A 19,013-nucleotide genomic window follows, 5' to 3' on the forward strand; every position below is an offset into this window, starting at 1 on the left:
TCACTGGAACGTGACTGCCGTCACAGAAACGCGACACGCGCCTGCGGTCGTTGCGGCTGCGCCGGGGTGCCGTACAGGGATCATATTTCGACTTCGTATGGTTGAAACCAGGATCTCCCGCTGCGCCGACGCCCGCCGGCCGCCCACGACCCCCACGGAACGGAGGGACCTGCCGTGCCCGACCCCTCCGCCTGGCGGATCGCCCTGCCCCACACGGCGGCGGCCGTACCCATGGCCCGCGCCCTCGTCCGTACCGCGCTGGCCGACGTCGACGCGCCCGCCGACAGCGACACGGCCGAGCTGCTGACCGCGGAGCTCGTCGCCAACGCCGTCGAGCACACCCGCCCCGGCGCCCCGATCGAGCTGGTCGTGGAGCTGCTGGCGGGCGGCTGCCAGGTGGAGGTCCACGACGGCGATCCGCAGCCGCCCGGCGGCCTGACGCCCCGCCCGGACGACGCCCACCCCGACCCCTGGCAGGAGCACGGCCGCGGACTGCTGCTGATCCGCACCCTGAGCTCCGCCTGCGGCCACCGGCCGACGCCGCACGGCAAGGCGGTGTGGTTCACCCTGCCCGCGCGCGTATGACTATGCGCCGGGCTGCGTGCCGGGCTTCGCGAGGCTCGCGACGAGCACGGCCTTGATGGTGTGCAGCCGGTTCTCCGCCTCGTCGAAGACGACGGAGTGCGCGGACTCGAACACCTCGTCCGTCACCTCCAGCGATTCCAGCCCGTGCCGCTCGTGGATCTCCCGGGCCACCTTGGTGCCGAGGTCGTGGAAGGCCGGCAGGCAGTGCATGAACTTCACGTCCGGGTTGCCGGTGGCCCGCAGCACGCCCATGGTCACCGCGTACGGGGACAGCGCCGCGATCCGCTCGTCCCAGACCTCCTTGGGCTCGCCCATGGACACCCAGATGTCGGTCACGACGAAGTCGGCCTGGGCCACGCCCTCGGCGATCTCCTCGGTCAGGGTGATCCGGGCGCCGCTCTTCGCCGCGAGCTCGCGCGCCGCGGCCACCACGGGCTCGGCCGGCCAGTAGGCCTTCGGCGCGACGATCCGTACGTCCATGCCCAGCAGCGCGCCGGTCACGAGGTACGAGTTGCCCATGTTGAAGCGGGCGTCGCCCAGGTAGGCGAAGCAGATCCGCTCCAGCGGCTTGCCGGAGTGCTCGGTCATGGTCAGGACGTCGGCCAGCATCTGGGTGGGGTGCCAGTCGTCGGTGAGCCCGTTGAAGACGGGCACTCCGGCGTGGGCGGCGAGCTCCTCGACGGCGTCCTGGCTGTCACCCCGGTACTCGATCCCGTCGAACATCCGGCCCAGCACCCGCGCGGTGTCCCTGACCGACTCCTTGTGCCCCATCTGCGAGCCGGAGGGGTCCAGGTAGGTCGTACGGGCGCCCTGGTCGGCCGCGGCGACCTCGAAGGCGCAGCGGGTGCGCGTCGAGGTCTTCTCGAAGATCAGCGCGATGTTCCTGCCCTGGAGCAAGGGCTGCTCGGTCCCGGCCTTCTTGGCCGCCTTGAGTTCGGCGGCGAGCTCGATCAGGCCGCGGAACTCGGCGGCGGTGAAGTCGAGCTCCTTGAGAAAACTGCGGCCGGCGAGGTCGGTGGCCATGGGGTCGCTCCAGCGTCACGGTGACAGGGAATATTGGAAGTCTATACGATCCCTTGTATTGATATACGGCCCGGTCGTGGTGCGCGGGCCCCCGCCCCTCCGGCTCCCTCCTCAGAATCCCCCGTCAGACGGCATCGCGCTCCACCGGGCAGCTCATGCAGCGCGGCCCGCCCCGGCCCCGGCCCAGCTCGCTGCCGGGGATCTCGATGACCTCGATGCCTTCCTTGCGCAGATGAGTGTTGGTCGTCACGTTCCGCTCGTACGCGACCACCACCCCCGGCTCGACGGCCAGCACGTTGCACCCGTCGTCCCACTGCTCGCGCTCTGCCGAGTGCACGTCCTGCGTCGCGGTCAGCACCCGGATCGAGTCCAGCCCGAGGGCCGCCGCGATGGCCCGGTGCATGTGCTCCGGCGCGTGGTCGGTCACCTTCAGCTCGTGCGCCCCGGCGCCCGGCTCGATCGTGTAGGAGCGGAGCATGCCGAGCCCGGCGTACTGAGTGAACGTATCTCCGTCGACCATCGTCATCACCGTGTCCAGGTGCATGAACGCCCGCCGCTTCGGCATGTCGAGGGCCACGATGCTGGTCGCCGACCCGGCGGCGAACAGTCCCCGCGCCAGCATCTCCACCGCCTGCGGGGTGGTCCGCTCGCTCATCCCGATGAGCACCGCGCCGTTCCCGATGACCAGCACGTCACCGCCCTCGATGGTCGAGGGGTAGTCGACCTGCCCCTGCGACCAGTAGTGGAAGGCGCCCGAGGAGGTGAAGAGCGGGTGGTGCTTGTAGATCGCCTCGAAGTGGACGGTCTCGCGCTGCCGCGCCGGCCAGCGCATCGCGTTGATGGACACCCCGTCGTAGATCCACGCGGAAGTGTCCCGGGTGAACAGGTGGTTGGGCAGCGGCCCCAGCAGGAAGTCGTCCAGTTCCAGGGCGTGGAAGCGCACCGACACCGGCTCGGCGTGCCGCTCCAGGAACTCCCGCTTGGTCATCCCGCCGACCAGGGCCTCGGCCAGCTCGGCCGAACTCAGCCCGTCGAACACCGCCCTGAGGTGGTCGGTGGCGAGCGGCCCGTACTCCTTCTCGTCGAACACCCGGTCCAGGACCAGGTGTCTCGCCTCCGGGATGTCGAGGGCCTCGCACAACAGGTCACCGAAGAGGTGGACCTCCACGCCCCGGTCGCGCAGCACGTCCGCGAAGCCGTCGTGCTCCTGGCGGGCCCGGCGCACCCACAGCACGTCGTCGAAGAGGAGCGCGTCCTTGTTGCTCGGTGTGAGCCGCTTCAGCTCCAGGTCGGGCCGGTGGAGGATGACGCGGCGAAGCCGCCCGGTCTCGGAGTCGACATGGAATCCCATGCCGTACACGTTCCCAGACCGGACGGCTTTTTGACGTGGCGTCTGCTCAGCGAGGGGTGCCGAGGCCGAGAAGTGCCGTCGGGGCGCCGACGAGCTCCGGGGCGATCAGGCCGAGCTTGGGCTTGGTCAGGTTCGGCAGCCCGAAGTTGGAGCCGTCCGGCATCGTCAGCGGGGAGCCGAGGATCGCACCCGGGGTCCGGGCGCGCATCGTGGTGGCCGGCGCGTCCAGGGAACCCTCGCCGTCCGTCTCCGGCTCGCCCAGCAGGTTCGGCACCGGGGAGGTGATGAGGGTGTTGCCGAGCTCGGTGGCGATCGGGACCGCGGGGAGCAGTGGGGTCGGGAGCATGTCCCCCGAGTGGAAGCGGGGCGCCTCGGGCGCTCCGACGACCGGCACCGGCACCCCGGTGGCCACGCGGGGGGCCTCGACGCCCAGCGTGGTCTCCACGGCCTCCAGCGGGACACCGACCGGGACCGAGTCGGCCACGGCCGGGGTGGCCGCGCCGGCCGCCGCCATACAGGTCATGAGCGCCGCAAAGCTTCCGCGCGCGGTCATCTTCATAGGTGATGTTCCGTCCTTCCAGGGTCGCGGACAGTCCGCTGCCCTGGATGAACGATCCCGCCGGTGGTTTTCCCGGCGTTCTCCGCGAAAGTTCCCCCATACGACCTAATTCGCGGCCGTACGGGGGCCTCCGCTTTACGCGCGTGCACCCCTGGCCGGGGTCAGAGGCGGGGGTCGACCGGCTCCGACTCGAGGGCGAGCACCGCGAAGACGGCCTCGTGGACCCGCCACAGCGGCTCGTCGGCCGCCAGCCGGTCCAGCGCCTCCAGCCCGAGCGCGTACTCGCGCAGGGCCAGCGAGCGCTTGTGGCCGAGGAAGCGCTCGCGCAGCCGCTCCAGGTGGTCGGGGCGGGTGTACTCCGGACCGTAGATGATCCGCAGGTACTCGCGCCCGCGCACCTTGACCCCGGGCTGGACCAGCCGGCCCTTGCCGTCCCGGGCGTACGCCTGGAGCGGCTTGACGACCATGCCCTCGCCGCCGGCGGCCGTCAGCTCCGACCACCAGTCGGTGCCCGCCCGTACGGACTCCTCGTCCGCGGTGTCCACCAGAATCCGGCCGGTGCGGCGCAGCAGCCCGGTGCCCGCCGCCTCGTCGGCGGCGACCAGCCGGTCCAGCCAGAACAGCTGCTCGTCGTGGGGCACGGCGGCCAGCGACCGCCCGGCCGCCGCCAGCAGCTGGAACGGCGCGAACCGTACGCCGTCCAGCCCGTCGGTGGTCCAGCAGTAACGCCGGTACGCCTCGGTGAACTTCGCGGCGTCGACGGCCCGGCCGCGCTGGCGCTCCAGCAGCTCGCCGGTGTCGATGCCCCGGGCGGCGGCCGCCTCCAGGGCGGCGATCGCGCCCGGGAAGACGGCGCCGGAGGCCGCGCCCACGGCGGCGTACTGGTTGCGCAGCAGGCCGGCGGACTTCAGGGACCAGGGCAGCAGTTCGCCGTCGATCAGCATCCAGTCCGTGCCGAGCTCCTCCCAGAGACCGGCGTCGGTGACGGCCGCGCGGAGCCGGGTGAGTACCTCCTCGGTGACCTCCGGATCCTTGAAGAAGGGCCGTCCGGTGCGGGTGTAGACGGACCCGGTCGGGCCGTCGACGCCGAAGCGCTCGCGGGCCGCGTCGGCGTCCTTGCAGACCAGGACGGTGGCGCGGGAGCCCATGTGCTTCTCCTCGCACACCACCTGGGCGATGCCGTCCTTGCGGTACTGCGCGAAGGCCTCGGCCGGGTGCTCGAGGTAGCCCTCCTCACGGGAGGTCGCGGTCGGCGCCATGGTCGGCGGCAGGTACGGGACCAGCCGCGGGTCCACGGCGAAGCGGCTCATGACCTCCAGCGCGGCGGCCGCGTTCTCCTCGCGCACGGTGACGTTGCCCAGGTGCCGGGTCTCCACGATCCGGCGCCCGTGCACATCGCCCAGGTCGAGCGGGCGCCCGTCGTGACCGCCGGGCACCTCGGTGACGAGCGGGCGCGTGGGCTCGTACCAGACCTTCTCGGCCGGTACGTCGACCAGTTCGCGCTCGGGCCAGCGCAGGGCGGTCATCTTCCCGCCGAAGACGGCGCCGGTGTCGAGGCAGATGGTGTTGTTGATCCAGGCGGTGTTCGGGACCGGGGTGTGGCCGTAGACCACGGCCGCCTTGCCGCGGTAGTCCTCGGCCCACGGGTAGCGCACGGGCAGGCCGAACTCGTCCGTCTCGCCGGTGGTGTCCCCGTACAGGGCGTGCGAGCGGACCCGGCCGGAGGTGCGGCCGTGGTACTTCTCGGGCAGCCCTGCGTGGCATACCACCAGCTTGCCGCCGTCGAGCACGTAGTGGCTGACGAGGCCGCGGATGAACTCCCGTACCTCCTGGACGAACTCCTCCGGCTCCCCTTCCAGCTGCTCGATCGTCTCGGCGAGGCCATGGGTCCGCTGGACCTTGGAGCCCTTCAGATAACGGCCGAGCTTGTTCTCGTGGTTCCCGGGCACGCACAGGGCGTTGCCGGACTTGACCATGCCCATGACGCGGCGCAGGACGCCCGGACTGTCCGGACCGCGGTCGACGAGGTCGCCGACGAAGACGGCGGTGCGCCCCTCGGGGTGGGCCCCGTCCTCGTACCCGAGCTTGGCGAGCAGGGTCTCCAGCTCGGAGGAACAGCCGTGGATGTCACCGATGATGTCGAAGGGGCCGGTGAGGTGTGTGAGGTCGTTGAAGCGCTTCTCCAGGACCACCTCGGCGGCCTCGGCCTCCTCGGCGGAACGCAGCACGTGCACCTTGCGGAAGCCCTCGCGCTCCAGTCCGCGCAGCGAACGCCGCAGATCGCGGCGGTGGCGCTGGATGACCGCGCGCGGCAGCCCGGCCCGGTCGGGGCGGGCGGCGTTGCGCTCGGCGCAGACCTCTTCGGGCATGTCGAGGACGATGGCGATGGGCAGGACGTCGTACCGGCGGGCGAGCTCGACGAGCTGCCTGCGGGCCTCGGCCTGCACGCTGGTGGCGTCGACGACGGTGAGGCGGCCGGCCTCCAGCCGCTTGCCGGCGATGTAGTGCAGGACCTCGAAGGCGGCCTTGCTGGCGCTCTGGTCGTTCTCGTCGTCGGCGACGAGCCCGCGGCAGTAGTCCGAGGAGATGACCTCGGTGGGCTTGAAGTGCTTGCGGGCGAAGGTGGACTTGCCCGAGCCGGTGGCCCCGACGAGGACGACGAGGGACAGGTCGGTGACGGGAAGTACGCGGTGGGTCCCGGTGCTTGCGATGGTCATGCTGCCTCGCCCTCCTTCGGGGTTTCGGTGGTGGTGGTCGTGTCGGTGTCGGTCTGCGTGAAGACCGCCATCTGGGTCGGCGGCCCGACCTCGGGGTCGTCGTCCCCGACGGGGACGAACCCGACGCCGTACCCGTGCCGTTCGGCTACGGCGCCGGCCCAGGCGCGGAACTCCTCGCGGGTCCACTCGAAGCGGCGGTCGCCGTGGCGGACCTGCCCGGCGGGCAGCGACTCCCAGCGGACGTTGTACTCGACGTTGGGGGTGGTCACGAGGACCGTGCGGGGCCGGGCCGCGCCGAACACCGCGTACTCCAGCGCGGGCAGCCGCTCCGGGTCCAGGTGCTCGATGACCTCGCTGAGCACGGCCGCGTCGTAGCCGGCCAGCCGCTTGTCGGTGTAGGCGAGCGAGCCCTGGAGCAGCCGGACGCGCGTGCTCTGCCGCTCCCCCATCCGCTCCAGCCGCAGCCGCTTGGCCGCGAGGTTCAGGGCGCGCACGGACACGTCCATGCCGACGATCTCGCTGTACGCCGGGTCCTTGAGCAGCGCCTGGACCAACTGCCCCTGTCCGCAGCCGAGGTCCAGCACCCGCTGGGCACCCGCGCCGCGCAGGGCGGAGAGGATCGCGTCCCGCCGCTGCACCGCGAGCGGTACGGGCCTCTCCTCCGTGTCGCGGCTCTCGTCCACGGCGTTGTCGAGCTCCTCGACCTCGCTGCCGTCGGCCTCGGCGAGGCGGACCAGCTCCAGGCGCTCGATGGCGTCCTGGGTCAGCCGCTTGTGGCGGGCGAGGTAGCGGGAGCTGATCAGACCGTTCTCGGGGTGCGCGGCCAGCCAGCCGTCTCCGGCGCGCAGCAGCTTGTCGACCTCGTCGGGGGCGATCCAGTAGTGCTTGGCGTCGTCGAGCACGGGCAGCAGGACGTAGAGCTGCCGCAGGGCGTCCGCCAAGCGCAGTTCCCCCTCCAGGACGAGGCGTACGTACCGGGAGTCCCCCCACTCGGGGAACCGCTCGTCGAGCGGTACGGGCTCGGCCCGTACGAGGTCCCAGCCGAGCGGGTCGAACAGCCGGTGCACGAGCTCGGCCCCGCCGCGGGCGGGCAGCGCCGGAATCTCGACGCGCAGCGGCCGTGCCTGCTCCGGCAGCTCCGGGCGGACGGCGCACTGGCCCTTCAGCGCACTGCGGAACACTCCGCTGAGCGCGACGGCGAGCAGCGAGGAGGCGGCGTACGGCCGGTCGTTGACGTACTGCGCGAGCGCGGCGTCGGGCGCTCCGCCCCGGCCCTTGCCCTGACCGCGCCGCACGAGCGCGACGGGATCCACCTCCAGCAGCAGGGCCGCCGTGCACCGCTGCTCAGTGGCCTCGGGGTAGAACACGTGGGCGGTGCCGTGGGACGTGGAGAACGCCTGCGTCTTCCCGGGATGCTTGTGCAGCAGGTAGCCCAGGTCGGTAGCGGGTCGTTCAGGGGAGCCGGTGGTGGAGATCGTCAGGAACACACGACCGATTGTTGCTGGTCACCCGTCCTGGCGGCCCCCTATTTTCCGGCAGCCAGCTCCGCGATGCGGTCCGGGCCGATGCGGCAGCAGCCGCCGAGGAGGCGGGCGCCCGTGTGCTGCCAGGCGCCGGTGGGCCAGGGGCGCGGGCTTTCGGGGGCGTGCCAGGTACCGGTGGCGGCCTCCCAGACGGAGCCGTCGTTGGGGTAGGCCACGAGCGGTTTGCGGGTGGCGGCCGCGGCCGCTTCGAGGGCGGGCAGGACCTCGGCCGGGTCGCAGCAGTTGACGCCGACCGCGATGACCTGCGGGGCGGCCGCCGCGAGGGCGAAGGCTTCGGGGAGGGGTGCGCCGGAGCGGGTGCGGCCGTCGGCGACGGTGTAGCTCAGCCAGGCCGGGGCGCCCGTCTCCGCGAGGACGGTGAGCAGTGCCTCCGCTTCGTCCGGGTCGGGGACGGTCTCCAGGGCGAGGACGTCGGGGCCCGCGGCGAGCAGCGCCTCGACGCGCGGGCGGTGGAAGGCGGCGAGTTCGCGCACGCTCAGGCCGTACCGGCCGCGGTACTCGGAGCCGTCCGCGAGCACCGCCCCGTACGGGCCCACGGAGGCGGCCACCCACACCTCGTGGCCGGCGGCCTCGGCTGCGCGGGCGGCGAGGGCGACGCTGCGGTGCAGCAGGGCGGCGGCCCGGGGGTGGCCGGGGCCGATCTGGTAGCTCGCGGTGATCAGCACCTCGGCGCCGGCCCGTGCGTACGCCGTGTGGGCGGCCTCCACCTGGCCGGGCCGCTCGTCGAGCACCCGGCCCGTCCAGAGGCCGCCGGACAGGTCGCAGCCCTGGGCGGCGAGCTGGTTGCTCAGCCCGCCGTCCAGGAGCACGGTCCGGTGGGCCAGGGCTTCGGCGAGCGGGCCGGACGCGCGTGGCATCGCTGCTGCGTCCCCGGTCAGCCGAGCTGGGAGAGGACCTGGGCGGAGATCAGCTCCAGGTGGTCCAGGTCGTCGAGGTCGAGCAGCTGGAGGTAGACGCGGGAGGAGCCGATGGAGCCGTAGGCCCCGATCTTCTCCACGACCTGGGACGGGGAGCCGGCCAGACCGTTGGCCTTGAGTTCGTCCACGTCACGGCCGATGGCGGCGGCCCGGCGGGCGACCTCGGCGTCGTCCTTGCCGACGCAGACCACCAGGGCGTTGGAGTAGACGAGGTCGCCGGCCTTGCGCCCGGCCTCCGCGGCAGCCTCCCGGACCCGCGCGAACTGCCGCTCGCTGTCGGCGATCGACGCGAAGGGCATGTTGAACTCGTCGGCGTAGCGGGCGGCGAGGCGCGGGGTGCGCCGCGCGCCGTGCCCGCCGATGAGTACGGGCACCTTGGCCTGGGCGGGCTTGGGCAGCGCGGGCGAGTTCTCCACCCGGTAGTGGCTGCCCGGATAGTCGAAGGTGGCGCCGATCTCGGTGGCCCACAGCCCGGTGACGATGGCCAGCTGCTCCTCCAGCCGGGCCATCCGCTCGGCCGGGAAGGGGATCCCGTACGCCTTGTGCTCCTCCTCGAACCAGCCCGCGCCCAGGCCCAGTTCGACGCGGCCGCCGGACATCTGGTCGACCTGGGCGACCTGGATGGCGAGCACACCGGGCAGCCGGAAGGTGCCGGCCGTCATCAGGGTGCCCAGCCGGATCCGCCGGGTCTCCCGGGCCAGGCCCGCGAGGGTGATCCACGCGTCGGTGGGTCCGGGCAGGCCGTCGGCCGAGCCCATCTTCAGATAGTGGTCGGATCGGAAGAACGCATCGAAGCCGAGGTCCTCAGTGGCCTTGGCGACGGTCAGGAGGGTGTCGTAGCTCGCGCCCTGCTGGGGCTCGGTGAAAATGCGAAGATCCATGCCCCCCATCCTGCCTCCCCAGGCCGCCTCCCCGGGCTCTCCGCCGAGCTCTCTCCCGGCCGCCGCCGGGAGGTACCTCCATCCGGGTGACCCCGCGGAGGTTCCCCCCTCGCACCCCTGCCGGGTGAATCTGCGTCAACCGGACGGTCCACCCCGGACGCCGCCAGTGACCACCCCCGAAGGGGCTCGTTGGCTCGGACGGAGCCGGACCGCCGGCCCGCGCGCCGGCGGCCACTTCGCCGGTGCGTCCACCGCGCCCTTCCGCCTCGGAAGGGCCAGGGCCGAGGAGGCCGCCATGTCCCACGAGGTCGTGCCGGAGACCCACCGACAGACCGGGCAGGCAGCACACGACGACGCACGTCAGGAGTCCTCGGTCCCCGCCGAGGGCGGCGCACCGAAGGGCCTGCTGCAGCAGATGGAAGAGCTGATGGCGGCGCTGAACGCCGACCTGTCGCAGCTCGACGCCGACCTCCAGTCCTCCTCCACGGACCGCGCCCCGGGCGCGCCCGCTCCCGGGGAAGAGCGCCCGTCCTACCGGTCGTTCTGACCGTGCGGGTCCCGTCGCGCGCGACGGGACCCGTGTGACACCTCAGGCCACGCCCGAGGCGGACCCCCGCTCGCGCACCGCCATGCGGCGCAGGATCGCCCGTACCCGGTCGCTCGACTCGTCAGCCGCGTCGATCGACTCTATGCACTGCCAGTACAGGGTCTCGTCGTCCGTCCCGCAGGCCACCCCGACCAGGGCTATGCCCACTTCGCCCAGCAATGCCTGGAGCCCGAGCAGTGCCTGCCGGACGTCCGACACCACCGTCAACTGCGCGGCCCGCGGCGGATACTCGGGCGCGCTGCCCTCTCCGCGCAGGGCCGCCCGGTCGATCACCCCGCAGCCTCTGCCTCCCGCTTCCCCCAGTCCCCGTGCCTCCGCTCTCATCTCCGGCGGCCCGGTGACCGCCAGATAGCCTCCTACGCCCTGCGCGAGCGCCTGGGCCTGCCAGGCCTCGCCCACGATGTCCCACGCAGCCCCGCTCTGTGCCAGCGCGTGCCGGCCGGCCGCGATGAGCCGTACCGCATCCATATGCCGTCCCCCGTCCGCACGACATCCCGCCGTCCTCACCACTACCCAGAGTGAGGGCAATGAGCCAGTAAAGCCAGGGGTATTCGGAAAATGTGGACACAAACGTGATTGTGGAGGAGTCCATCACTCCGAAGAGTGACGATTAGGTGTCGGTTCGCCCGCCACCGGGAAGCGGAGCTCGTTCCTCTCGATCTTCGCGGCGAGCGCATCCAGCACATCCACCCCGAGAACCTCACAGAACTGCAGCAGATACGCGAGTACGTCGGCCACCTCATCGGCCACGCGGTGGGCCGTTTCCGGCTTCTCCATGACCTTCGCGGACTGTTCCGGCGTCAGCCACTGGAAGATCTCGACCAGTTCGGCCGCCTCCACGCTCAGCGCCACCGCCAGGTTCTTGGGCGTGTGGTACGGCTCCCAGCCGCGTGCCGCGGCGAAGTCGGCGAGCCTGCGCTGCAGCAGGCCGAGCCGCTCACCGCGCGCCGCCGGGGTCTCGTTCGTGTCGTTCGCGTCGCTCATGGATCACAGGTCTACCACCGTGACACCCGCGAGGAGCCGGGCGGCCGCCGCGGTCTCCTCCCCCACCGCCGCCACCAGCCGGACGTGGCCGCGCCCGCACGACAGCAGGGCCAGGCGCAGCAGCTCGGCGCTCTGGCGCCGGTCCAGGCCGCGGTCGAAGCCGTCGGCCAGCACCGTCAGCGCCTGCTGCGCGGAGAGCAGTTCGGCGGCCGGGTCCATGGCGAGCACTCCCGGGCCGGTCAGCAGGACCAGCGCCTGCGCGAGGAAGCGCAGTTCGCCCGCGCCGAGTCGGGCCAGTTCCGTGGCGGGCCGGTCGGGGCCGCGGTCCAGTACCGCCGTGACGGGGCCGTCGGCGGGGGCCCGTACGTCCAGGCCGGCGACGGGTCCCGCGCAGCCGGTGCGGGCGGCCTCGGCCAGCAGCGCGTGCCGGGTGCCGCATTCGTGGCGGGTCCGGCGCAGTACGTCGGCCAGGTTGGCGCAGTCGCCGAGCAGCCGGCCCTCCCCCGGCGGGACGGGCGCGCGCATCCGCTCCGGGCGGGGGTCGCAGGGGAACACCGAGCGCAGCGCCACCACGACCTGTTCGGCGGCGGCCAGGACCTGGCGCTGGCCGGCCGTGGCGCCGGCCACGCGGAGGGGGAGCAGGGCCGTGCCGAGCCGGTCGTCCGGCAGCGGGGCCCGGGTGACGCCGATGGCGCCGCCGGTCAGCCACGCACCCTGCACGGAGCGCCGGCCGGGATCGCGCAGGGCGGTGGCGAGCAGGATCTGCCCCGGCTGCGAGAGCCGTTCGCCGACGATGCGCAGGGTGGGCTCGGCCTGGACGGCGAGGTCGAGCCGGACCGGTCCGGCGGGGCCGTCGACGGTGCAGCCGATGCGGAAGCCGCGCCGCCGGTCGGCATCGGGGACGGCCAGGTCGGGGATGCGGGCACCCGGGTCGGGGAAGGCCTCCTCGAGGGTGGCTCCGGAGCCGAGCACGGCGAGGGCCTCGTAGGCGGCCAGGGCCTGGGACTTGCCGCTGCCGCTCGGCCCGGCGAGGAGGGTGACGGGCCCGAGCGCGAAGGCGGCGCCCCGGTGCGGCCCGAAGGCGGACAGCCGCAGTCCGGTGACCCCGGGCCGGTGGAGCCGCACGGCTTGCGCGGGCACGGTCGGGTCGTCGCCGGCTAACGCGACGGCGGGGCGGGGGAGGTCCGGGGCGGGGGCGGCGGGGGTGGCGGGAAGGGGAGCGGCGAGGGTGGCGTCCATGCGGCGGACGGTACGGGCCGCCGGACCCCCCGAGAGCCCGGCGAACCGTTACGTCGCGGCGACCTTCCTACGATCGGGGGACGGCAGCGGCCGCGATCCCCTCGACCTCGGTCCCGACGGGCGCCAGCAGGAAGACGTTCCGGTCCACCCGGTGCATCCCGCTGCCGAGTCCGAAGACCACACCACTGCTGAAGTCCAGGATCCGCTTGGCCACTTCGCTGTCGGCGCCGGTCAGGTCGAGCAGTACCGGGATCTGCGCGATCAGGTACTCCGCCACCTCCCGTGCGTCCGCGAAGATCTGAACCCGGATCACCACGAAGCGCCGCTGCTCCGCCGCCGACGCTCCGGGCGCCGTGGGGATGGTGCGGTGGTCCACCCGGGAGGGCCATTCGTTGCGGCTGCGCAGGGGGACCACCTGCGCGAGCCCCTCCCACTGTTCGTCGGTGACGTCGTACCTGCTCACCGGGCCGCCTCGGCCGCGCGCTTCATGTGCATCCCCCCATCCTCTCGCGTTTCACCCGTTCAGCCCAACACCGACACGAACCAGACCGACTACTCCCCGCGAACGAATTAGGTTAGGTTAGGCATACCTAAGTTCTCGGGATGATGGAGAGATCCAGATGCGCATGTCCGGTGCCCCTGCCACCCCGGCCACCCGGCCCACCGACGCCGAGCGCGTGCGGTCGATCCTGGCCGCCGCCCACTCCATGACCGCGGTCACCGACGGGCTGCGTGCCGAGGTCCGCCACCTCGACGGCGGCGACCCGATGGGCCGGCTGCACCTGCACCCCGCCGAACCGGGCGGCGACGCCGAGCACCGGCCCGCGATCCGGCTGGAGTTCACCGACGTCGCCCCCACCCCCGTACGCGACCGGGTGCGGGCCCGGGTGACCATCGTGGGCCGCCTGCTCACCCCGTACGCGGGCGAGAGCGACGGTCCCGGGGACGAGAGCACCTGCATGGAGTTCGGCCAGGCCGTCCTGGAGACCGCGGACGGCTTCTCCTACGTCGGGCTGGAAGAGCTGGACGCGGCCCGGCCCGACCCGCTGGCCCCGTACGAGGCGGGCATGCTCACGCACCTCCTCGACGACCACCCCGACCTCGTCACCCTGCTGCTGCGCCTGGTCCGGCCGCTGCCCGCCGCCTCGGTGATCCGCGCGCTGCCGGTCGCCATGGACCGGTACGGGATCACCCTGCGGCTCGAGGAGCGGAGCGGCCACCGCGACGCGCGGCTGGCCTTCCCCTCGCCGCTCGACGACGTGGAGCAGTCGGGGGCGCAGATCCAGGCCCTGTTCAGCGCGGCCCGGCGGCGCTCGCACCGCAACACGCTGCCCGCCTGACGAACGGGGCGGAATAGGCCCGGGCGGCGCCCCGTTGGAACCGATCATGAAGGCCATCACGTACAACGCATACGGAACTCCCGGCCGGCTCACGCTCGTTGACGTACCGCAGCCCAAGGTGGGGCCGGGCGAGGTTCTCGTCCGCGTCAAGGCGGCCGGGGTCAACCCGGTGGACTGGAAGCTCGCCGCCGGATATCTCGACCCGATCCTCGAAGTCCGCTATCCCGTCATACCCGGCTGGGACGTGGCCGGAGTCGTCGAGGCGGTCGGCCCGGACACCTTCGACTTCGCCGTCGGCGACGAGGTCTACGGGTACGTGAGGAAGGAGTGGGTGGAGCTCGGCACCTACGCCGAGCTGGTCAGCGCCCCGGTCCGCACCCTCGCGCACAAGCCCCGCGAGCTGACCTTCGAGCAGGCCGCGGGAATTCCCCTGGCCGGCCTGACCGCCTACCAGTCCCTCACCCGCGTGGGCCTCAAGGCCGGCGAGACCGTCGTCATCCACTCCGCGGCCGGCGGCACCGGCTCGTTCGGGGTGCAGATCGCGGTCGCCCTCGGCCTGCGCGTCATCGGTACGGCCGGCGCGCACAACCACGACTACCTGCGCTCCCTCGGCGCCGAGCCGGTCCTGTACGGGGACGGGCTGGCCGACCGCATCCGCGCGCTGGCGCCCGAAGGCGTGGACGCGGGCCTCGACTTCTACGGCGACGGCGCCGTCGAGCTGCTCCAGTCGCTGGTGAAGGAGCGCGACCGGGTGGTCTCCATCGCCGACTACGAGGCCGCGGCCAAGGGCGCGCACCAGCTGTGGGTACGACCCGACACCGCCGACCTGACCTTCCTGGCCGAGCTCGCGGACTCGGGCCGGCTCACGGTCAACGTCGAGCACGCGCTGCCGCTCGCGCAGGCCGCCAGGGCGTGGGAGCTGAGCGCCACGGGCCGGACCAGGGGCAAGATCGTACTGACGGTCTGAAAACCCGGCGGGGGGCGGTCCGCCTCGGACCACCCCCCAGTGCTCAGGCGGTGACCGGCGCCGCTGCCGGTGCGCCGGCCCCGCCGCTCGCGTAGCGGTTGGCGGGGCGCGGCAGGCCGTAGTTCTCGCGCAGGGTGCGGCCGGTGTACTCGGTGCGGAAGAGGCCGCGGCGCTGGAGGATCGGCACGACCTGGTCCACGAAGTCGGTCAGGCCGGTGGGCAGGACGGGCGCCATGATGTTGAACCCGTCGGCGGCTCCCCGGGTGAACCACTCCTCGAGCTGGTCGGCGATCTGCTCGGGCGTGCCGGCGAAGACCCGGTGGCCGCGGCCGGCGCCGAGGCGGGCGATCAGCTGGCGCAGGGTGAGGCCGTCGCGGCGGGCGAGTTCGGCGACGAGGGTGAAGCGGCTCTTGTTGCCGTTGACGTCCCGCTCCTCGGGGAGATCGGGCAGCGGGCCGTCGAGGGGCAGTCCGGAAAGGTCCACGTTGAGCATTCCGGAGAGCTGGGCGAGGCCGTACTCCGGCACCTGGAGGTCGGTGAGCTGCTGCTCCAGGGCCTTCGCCTCGGCCTCGGTGGAGCCGATGACGGGCGCAATGCCGGGCAGGACGAGCAGGTCGCTCTCGGCCCGCCCGTACTTCGCCAGGCGGGACTTGAGGTCCTTGTAGAAGGTCTGGCCGTCCGCGAGGGTCTGCTGGGCGGTGAAGACGGCCTCGGCGTACTGGGCGGCGAACTCCTTGCCGGACTCGGAGGAGCCCGCCTGCACGAGCAGCGGGTACCCCTGCGGGGAGCGCGGGACGTTGAGCGGGCCGGCCACGCCGAAGTACTCGCCGCGGTGGGCGGCGGGGTGGAGCTTGTCGGTGTCGGCGTAGATGCCGCGCTCCTTGTCGAGGACGATCGCGTCGTCCTCCCAGCTGTCCCAGAGCTTGGTGGCGACGTCGAGGAACTCGCGGGCCCGGTCGTAGCGGAGGCCGTGCTCCAGGTGCTCCTCCCGGTTGAAGTTGCGGGCCTCGTCCACGGTGCCGGAGGTGACGATGTTCCAGCCGGCGCGGCCGCCGCTGATGTGGTCGAGGGAGGCGAACTTGCGGGCGAGGTTGAAGGGCTCGTTGAAGGTGGTGGAGACGGTGGCGATGAGCCCGATGTGCTCGGTTACGGCGGCGATGGCGGAGAGCAGGGTGAGCGGCTCGAACCCGCCCAGGGCGTTGTAACGGGCCTTGCCCCACAGGGCGAGTCCGTCCGCGAAGAAGATGGAGTCGAGCTTTCCGCGCTCCGCGGTCCGGGCGAGCTCCTGGAAGTAGCGCAGGTCGGTGACGCGCTCGGGGCTGCTGCCGGGGTGGCGCCAGGCGGCGTCGTGGTGTCCGGCGTTCATGAGGAAGGCGTTGAGGTGGAGGGTCCGGGGCGTCTGGTCGGTCATGTGGGTTTCCCTAGGAAGAGGCGGGGACGCGCCAGAGGCTGAGGCGGCGTTCGACGGTGACGAGGAGCTGGTTGAAGGCGACGCCGATCGCGGAGATCGTGATGATGCCCGCGTACATCTGCGGGATCGCGAAGTTGAACTGCGAGGCGTTGATCAGATAGCCGAGTCCCGCTTTCGCGCCGATCATCTCGGCGGCCACGAGGACGAGGATGGATACGGCGCCGGCGAGCCGGATGCCGGTGAAGATGGCCGGTACGGAGGCCGGGAGGATCACCTTCTGGAACAGGCGGGGCGTGGAGAGGTCCATCGACCGGGCGAGCCGGATCAGGGTGGGGTCGGCGTTCCGGACGGCGCTGATGGTGTTGAGCAGGACGGGCCAGAGGCAGGCGTAGACGACGATCGACACCTTCGAGGTCTCGCCGATGCCGAGGAGCAGCACGAAGACCGGGAGCAGCGCGAGGGCCGCGGTGTTGCGGAAGACCTCCAGCAGCGGCCCAAGGAAGTCGGCGAGTGGCCGGTACCAGCCGATGAGCAGGCCGAGCGGGACGGCGACGGCCACGGCGATGCCGAAACCGCCGAAGGAGCGGATCAGGCTGGCCTGGGTGTGGTCGGCGAGCTGGCCGTCGCCGGCCAGCTCCCACCAGGCGACGGCCACCTCGCTGATGGGGGGCAGGAAGGTGGCGTCGACCAGGCCGGCGCGCGGGGCGATCTCCCAGAGGGCGACCAGGGCGAGGATCGCCGCGGTCCGGACGGCGACGGCCTTCAGGACGCGTACGACGGCCAGTGCGGCGGTCTTCGTACGGACGGGGGCGGGGGCGGGGGCCTGGCCGGCTCGGATCGTGCCGACGGGGGTATCGGCCCGGGCGGCCCCGGCCGGGGCCGGGGCCTTGCGGACCGGGGCCCCGGTCGCCCGGGGCGTCGTCCGGGCCGGGTTCACGACGGGGTCGGCGGCCGGGTCGACGACGGGGTCGGCCGGGGGCACGGTCGGGGCCGTGAGGCCCGCGGCCGCCAGGGCGGTGGTGTCGGTTCCGGTGGTCATACGGCTGCCGCCTCCTTCTCCAGTTGCTGGGCGCGGGCCACCTCGTCGTGGAGGAGGTTCCAGATCTCGTGCCGGTAGCGGGCGAACTCCGGGCTGGACCGCAGGGCTTCCCCCAGCAGTCCGTCGCGGTCGCCGAAGGAGACCGGGACGACCTCCTTGACCCGGCCGGGCCGGGAGGTCATGACGGCCACCCGCTGCCCGAGGTAGACGGCCTCCTCGATGCCGTGCGTGATGAAGACGACGGTCTTGCCGGTGCTCTGCCAGATGCGGCGCAGCTCGTCCTGGAGCGACTCGCGGGTCTGCGCGTCGAGTGCGGCGAACGGCTCGTCCATCAGCAGCACGTCCGGGTCGTACGCCAGCGAGCGGGCGATGGCGACGCGCTGGCGCATGCCGCCGGAGAGCTGGTGCGGGTGCCGGTCCTCGAAGCCGGTCAGTCCGACCAGGTCCAGGAACTCCTTCGCCCGGGCGGCGCGTTGGCGACGCGGCACACCGGTCGCCTCCAGGCCGAACTCGACGTTGCCCTGGGCGGTGCGCCACGGCAGCAGCGCGTACTGCTGGAAGACGATGCCCCGGTCCAGGCCCGGCCCGGTGACCTGCTTGCCGTCGAGCAGGATCCGTCCGGCCGTCGGGGCGGCCAGTCCGCCGAGGAGGTCGAGGAGCGTGGACTTGCCGCAGCCGCTGGGGCCGACGACCACGAGGAACTCCCCGCTGTGGATCTCCAGGTCGATGCCGTCGAGGGCGGTGAAGTCCCCGAAGGTCTTGCGCACTCCCTCGAACACGATCTTCGCCATGTCCGGTCAGCCCTTTCCGTAGCCGTTGAACTCGTTGGTGTAGAGGTCGGACGGCTTGAACTGCCCCGCCTTGATCTCGCCGCGCTCGCCGAGCCAGTCGAGCCAGAGCTGGAACTCCTTGTCGGGTATCCGGCCGCCCGTCTCGGCGATCCCGAAGGAGCGCCAGTACTGCAGGGCGGCGGTGTCCTCGTTGCGGCCGCGCTTCTTGACGATCTCGGTCATCCGGGCGACGGCCTCCTCGCGCGGGGTGGTGCGGGACCACTCGATGGCCTTGGCCACGCCCGTCACAAAGGTCCGTACGGTGTCCGGGTTCTGCTTGATGAAGCGCTCGGTCATGATGTAGGTGCCCGCGCTGAACGGGCCGAGCAGATCCACGTCGGTGAACAGCGGGCGGATGCCGCCGGAGGCGACGGCCTTGTCGCGCAGGATGCCGGTGAGCACCCCGACCTCGATCTGCTTCGCGCGCAGCGCCTGTTCGGTGTTGACGGGCGGTACGACCAGGGCCTCGACCTTGGCGGCGTCCGCCTTGGAGAGGCCGTTGCGGCTGAGGTAGGTGTCGAGCAGCGCCTGGTAGTGGGCGCCCAGGGTGTTCATGCCCACCTTCTTGCCGATCAGGTCCCGGGCGGAGCGGATCGGGCTGTCCTCCAGGACGAAGTAGCCGGCGTAGGAGTACTGGTCCGAGCCGTAGGAGGAGATGACCGCCTTGATCGGCGCCTTGCCTGCGGCGAGCTTGATGACCGCGCCGTTGAAGGCGCTGCCGAAGTGGGTCTGGCCGGTGGCGGCGGACTGGATGTCCTGCGGGCCGCTGATGGTGTTGCCGACCCATTCGAGCTTGACGTCCTCGAAGTAGCCGAGGTCGGCGGCGAGTTCGGGGAGCGTGACCGCGCCGACCGAGCCCTGGTACTTCAGGGTCTTGACCTGCGAGCCGGAGCCGGGTCCGCCGCCGTTGGCGGTGGCCGTGCCGCAGCTCACCGCGGCCGCCGAGATGCCGAGCAGGGTCAGGAACTGGCGTCGGGAGGTGGAGGTCGGGGCGAGGGCTGCGGGCATGGCGGGTCCTT

General features: G+C 72.4%; 19 protein-coding genes. 4 read left to right on the top strand and 15 right to left on the bottom strand.

The genetic code is table 11. The features are described 5' to 3' along the window. Positions 1-174 precede the first annotated feature (174 nt). Positions 175-585 carry an ATP-binding protein gene (locus JIW86_RS12055; protein ID WP_263862063.1) on the top strand — a complete coding sequence of 137 codons (411 nt, stop codon included), beginning with the start codon at positions 175-177 and terminating at the stop codon, positions 583-585. Here JIW86_RS12055 and argF read toward each other — a convergent pair whose 3' ends face one another. The 7 genes from argF to JIW86_RS12090 all read right to left on the bottom strand — a co-directional run bounded on the left by argF (position 586) and on the right by JIW86_RS12090 (position 9,577). Continuing rightward, the gene (gene argF, locus JIW86_RS12060; protein WP_257553754.1) at positions 586-1,608 is read right to left on the bottom strand and encodes an ornithine carbamoyltransferase; all 1,023 of its coding nucleotides are present in this window, start codon (positions 1,606-1,608) and stop codon (positions 586-588) included. A gap of 124 nt (positions 1,609-1,732) precedes the next feature. After that, positions 1,733-2,959: an arginine deiminase gene (locus JIW86_RS12065; RefSeq protein ID WP_257553755.1), complete on the bottom strand. Its 1,227-nt coding sequence runs from the start codon at positions 2,957-2,959 to the stop codon at positions 1,733-1,735. Positions 2,960-3,005: 46 nt separating this feature from the next. After that, positions 3,006-3,518 carry a hypothetical protein gene (locus JIW86_RS12070; RefSeq protein WP_215142364.1) on the bottom strand — a complete coding sequence of 171 codons (513 nt, stop codon included), beginning with the start codon at positions 3,516-3,518 and terminating at the stop codon, positions 3,006-3,008. A 161-nt stretch (positions 3,519-3,679) separates the two neighbouring features. Beyond that, the gene (locus JIW86_RS12075) at positions 3,680-6,235 is read right to left on the bottom strand and encodes a polynucleotide kinase-phosphatase (protein ID WP_257553756.1); all 2,556 of its coding nucleotides are present in this window, start codon (positions 6,233-6,235) and stop codon (positions 3,680-3,682) included. Then, positions 6,232-7,722, bottom strand: a complete 1,491-nt coding sequence (locus tag JIW86_RS12080; protein ID WP_257553757.1) for a 3' terminal RNA ribose 2'-O-methyltransferase Hen1 — start codon at positions 7,720-7,722, stop codon at positions 6,232-6,234. Before JIW86_RS12080 ends, JIW86_RS12075 begins: the two co-directional genes overlap by 4 nt. 38 nt (positions 7,723-7,760) lie before the next feature. After that, the gene (gene mmuM / locus JIW86_RS12085; RefSeq protein WP_257553758.1) at positions 7,761-8,636 is read right to left on the bottom strand and encodes a homocysteine S-methyltransferase; all 876 of its coding nucleotides are present in this window, start codon (positions 8,634-8,636) and stop codon (positions 7,761-7,763) included. A 17-nt stretch (positions 8,637-8,653) separates the two neighbouring features. Continuing rightward, positions 8,654-9,577: an LLM class F420-dependent oxidoreductase gene (locus JIW86_RS12090; RefSeq protein WP_257553759.1), complete on the bottom strand. Its 924-nt coding sequence runs from the start codon at positions 9,575-9,577 to the stop codon at positions 8,654-8,656. A gap of 295 nt (positions 9,578-9,872) precedes the next feature. Here JIW86_RS12090 and JIW86_RS12095 point away from each other — a divergent pair, with 295 nt between their 5' ends. Next, on the top strand, positions 9,873-10,124 hold the full coding sequence (locus JIW86_RS12095) for a hypothetical protein (protein WP_257559643.1): 252 nt from the start codon (positions 9,873-9,875) through the stop codon (positions 10,122-10,124). Between the two features lie 42 nt (positions 10,125-10,166). Here the strand turns inward: JIW86_RS12095 and JIW86_RS12100 are convergent, their stop codons facing one another. The 4 genes from JIW86_RS12100 to JIW86_RS12115 all read right to left on the bottom strand — a co-directional run bounded on the left by JIW86_RS12100 (position 10,167) and on the right by JIW86_RS12115 (position 12,870). Beyond that, positions 10,167-10,652: a DUF6099 family protein gene (locus JIW86_RS12100; protein ID WP_257553760.1), complete on the bottom strand. Its 486-nt coding sequence runs from the start codon at positions 10,650-10,652 to the stop codon at positions 10,167-10,169. A 123-nt stretch (positions 10,653-10,775) separates the two neighbouring features. Next, positions 10,776-11,168, bottom strand: a complete 393-nt coding sequence (locus JIW86_RS12105) for a nucleotide pyrophosphohydrolase (protein ID WP_257553761.1) — start codon at positions 11,166-11,168, stop codon at positions 10,776-10,778. A 3-nt stretch (positions 11,169-11,171) separates the two neighbouring features. Next, on the bottom strand, positions 11,172-12,407 hold the full coding sequence (locus JIW86_RS12110) for an ATP-binding protein (RefSeq protein ID WP_257553762.1): 1,236 nt from the start codon (positions 12,405-12,407) through the stop codon (positions 11,172-11,174). Between the two features lie 67 nt (positions 12,408-12,474). Next, positions 12,475-12,870, bottom strand: a complete 396-nt coding sequence (locus tag JIW86_RS12115; RefSeq protein WP_030012729.1) for a cell division protein SepF — start codon at positions 12,868-12,870, stop codon at positions 12,475-12,477. A 157-nt stretch (positions 12,871-13,027) separates the two neighbouring features. Between JIW86_RS12115 and JIW86_RS12120 the strand changes: the two genes are divergently transcribed. Both JIW86_RS12120 and JIW86_RS12125 read left to right on the top strand, forming a co-directional pair. Continuing rightward, a complete protein-coding gene (locus tag JIW86_RS12120) occupies positions 13,028-13,747 on the top strand; it encodes a DUF2470 domain-containing protein (protein WP_257553763.1) in 720 nt (239 codons plus the stop codon). A 46-nt stretch (positions 13,748-13,793) separates the two neighbouring features. After that, complete coding sequence (locus JIW86_RS12125) at positions 13,794-14,714, top strand: NADP-dependent oxidoreductase (RefSeq protein WP_257553764.1); 921 nt, start codon at positions 13,794-13,796, stop codon at positions 14,712-14,714. A 43-nt stretch (positions 14,715-14,757) separates the two neighbouring features. On the opposite strand, the gene JIW86_RS12130 is transcribed toward JIW86_RS12125, so the two are convergent. From JIW86_RS12130 to JIW86_RS12145, 4 genes are read right to left on the bottom strand one after another with little or no spacing between them, the layout of a single operon-like run. Continuing rightward, on the bottom strand, positions 14,758-16,125 hold the full coding sequence (locus JIW86_RS12130) for an LLM class flavin-dependent oxidoreductase (RefSeq protein WP_257553765.1): 1,368 nt from the start codon (positions 16,123-16,125) through the stop codon (positions 14,758-14,760). A gap of 10 nt (positions 16,126-16,135) precedes the next feature. Further along, complete coding sequence (locus JIW86_RS12135; RefSeq protein WP_257553766.1) at positions 16,136-17,164, bottom strand: ABC transporter permease; 1,029 nt, start codon at positions 17,162-17,164, stop codon at positions 16,136-16,138. After that, a complete protein-coding gene (locus JIW86_RS12140; protein ID WP_257553767.1) occupies positions 17,161-17,955 on the bottom strand; it encodes an ABC transporter ATP-binding protein in 795 nt (264 codons plus the stop codon). The genes JIW86_RS12135 and JIW86_RS12140 overlap by 4 nt, the downstream gene beginning before the upstream one ends. Positions 17,956-17,961: 6 nt before the next feature. Further along, positions 17,962-19,002, bottom strand: coding sequence for an ABC transporter substrate-binding protein (locus tag JIW86_RS12145; RefSeq protein ID WP_257553768.1), 1,041 nt, complete (start codon positions 19,000-19,002; stop codon positions 17,962-17,964). Positions 19,003-19,013: the final 11 nt, after the last annotated feature.

Source organism: Streptomyces sp. NBC_00162 (assembly GCF_024611995.1).
In the GTDB taxonomy this organism is placed as follows: Bacteria; Actinomycetota; Actinomycetes; order Streptomycetales; family Streptomycetaceae; genus Streptomyces.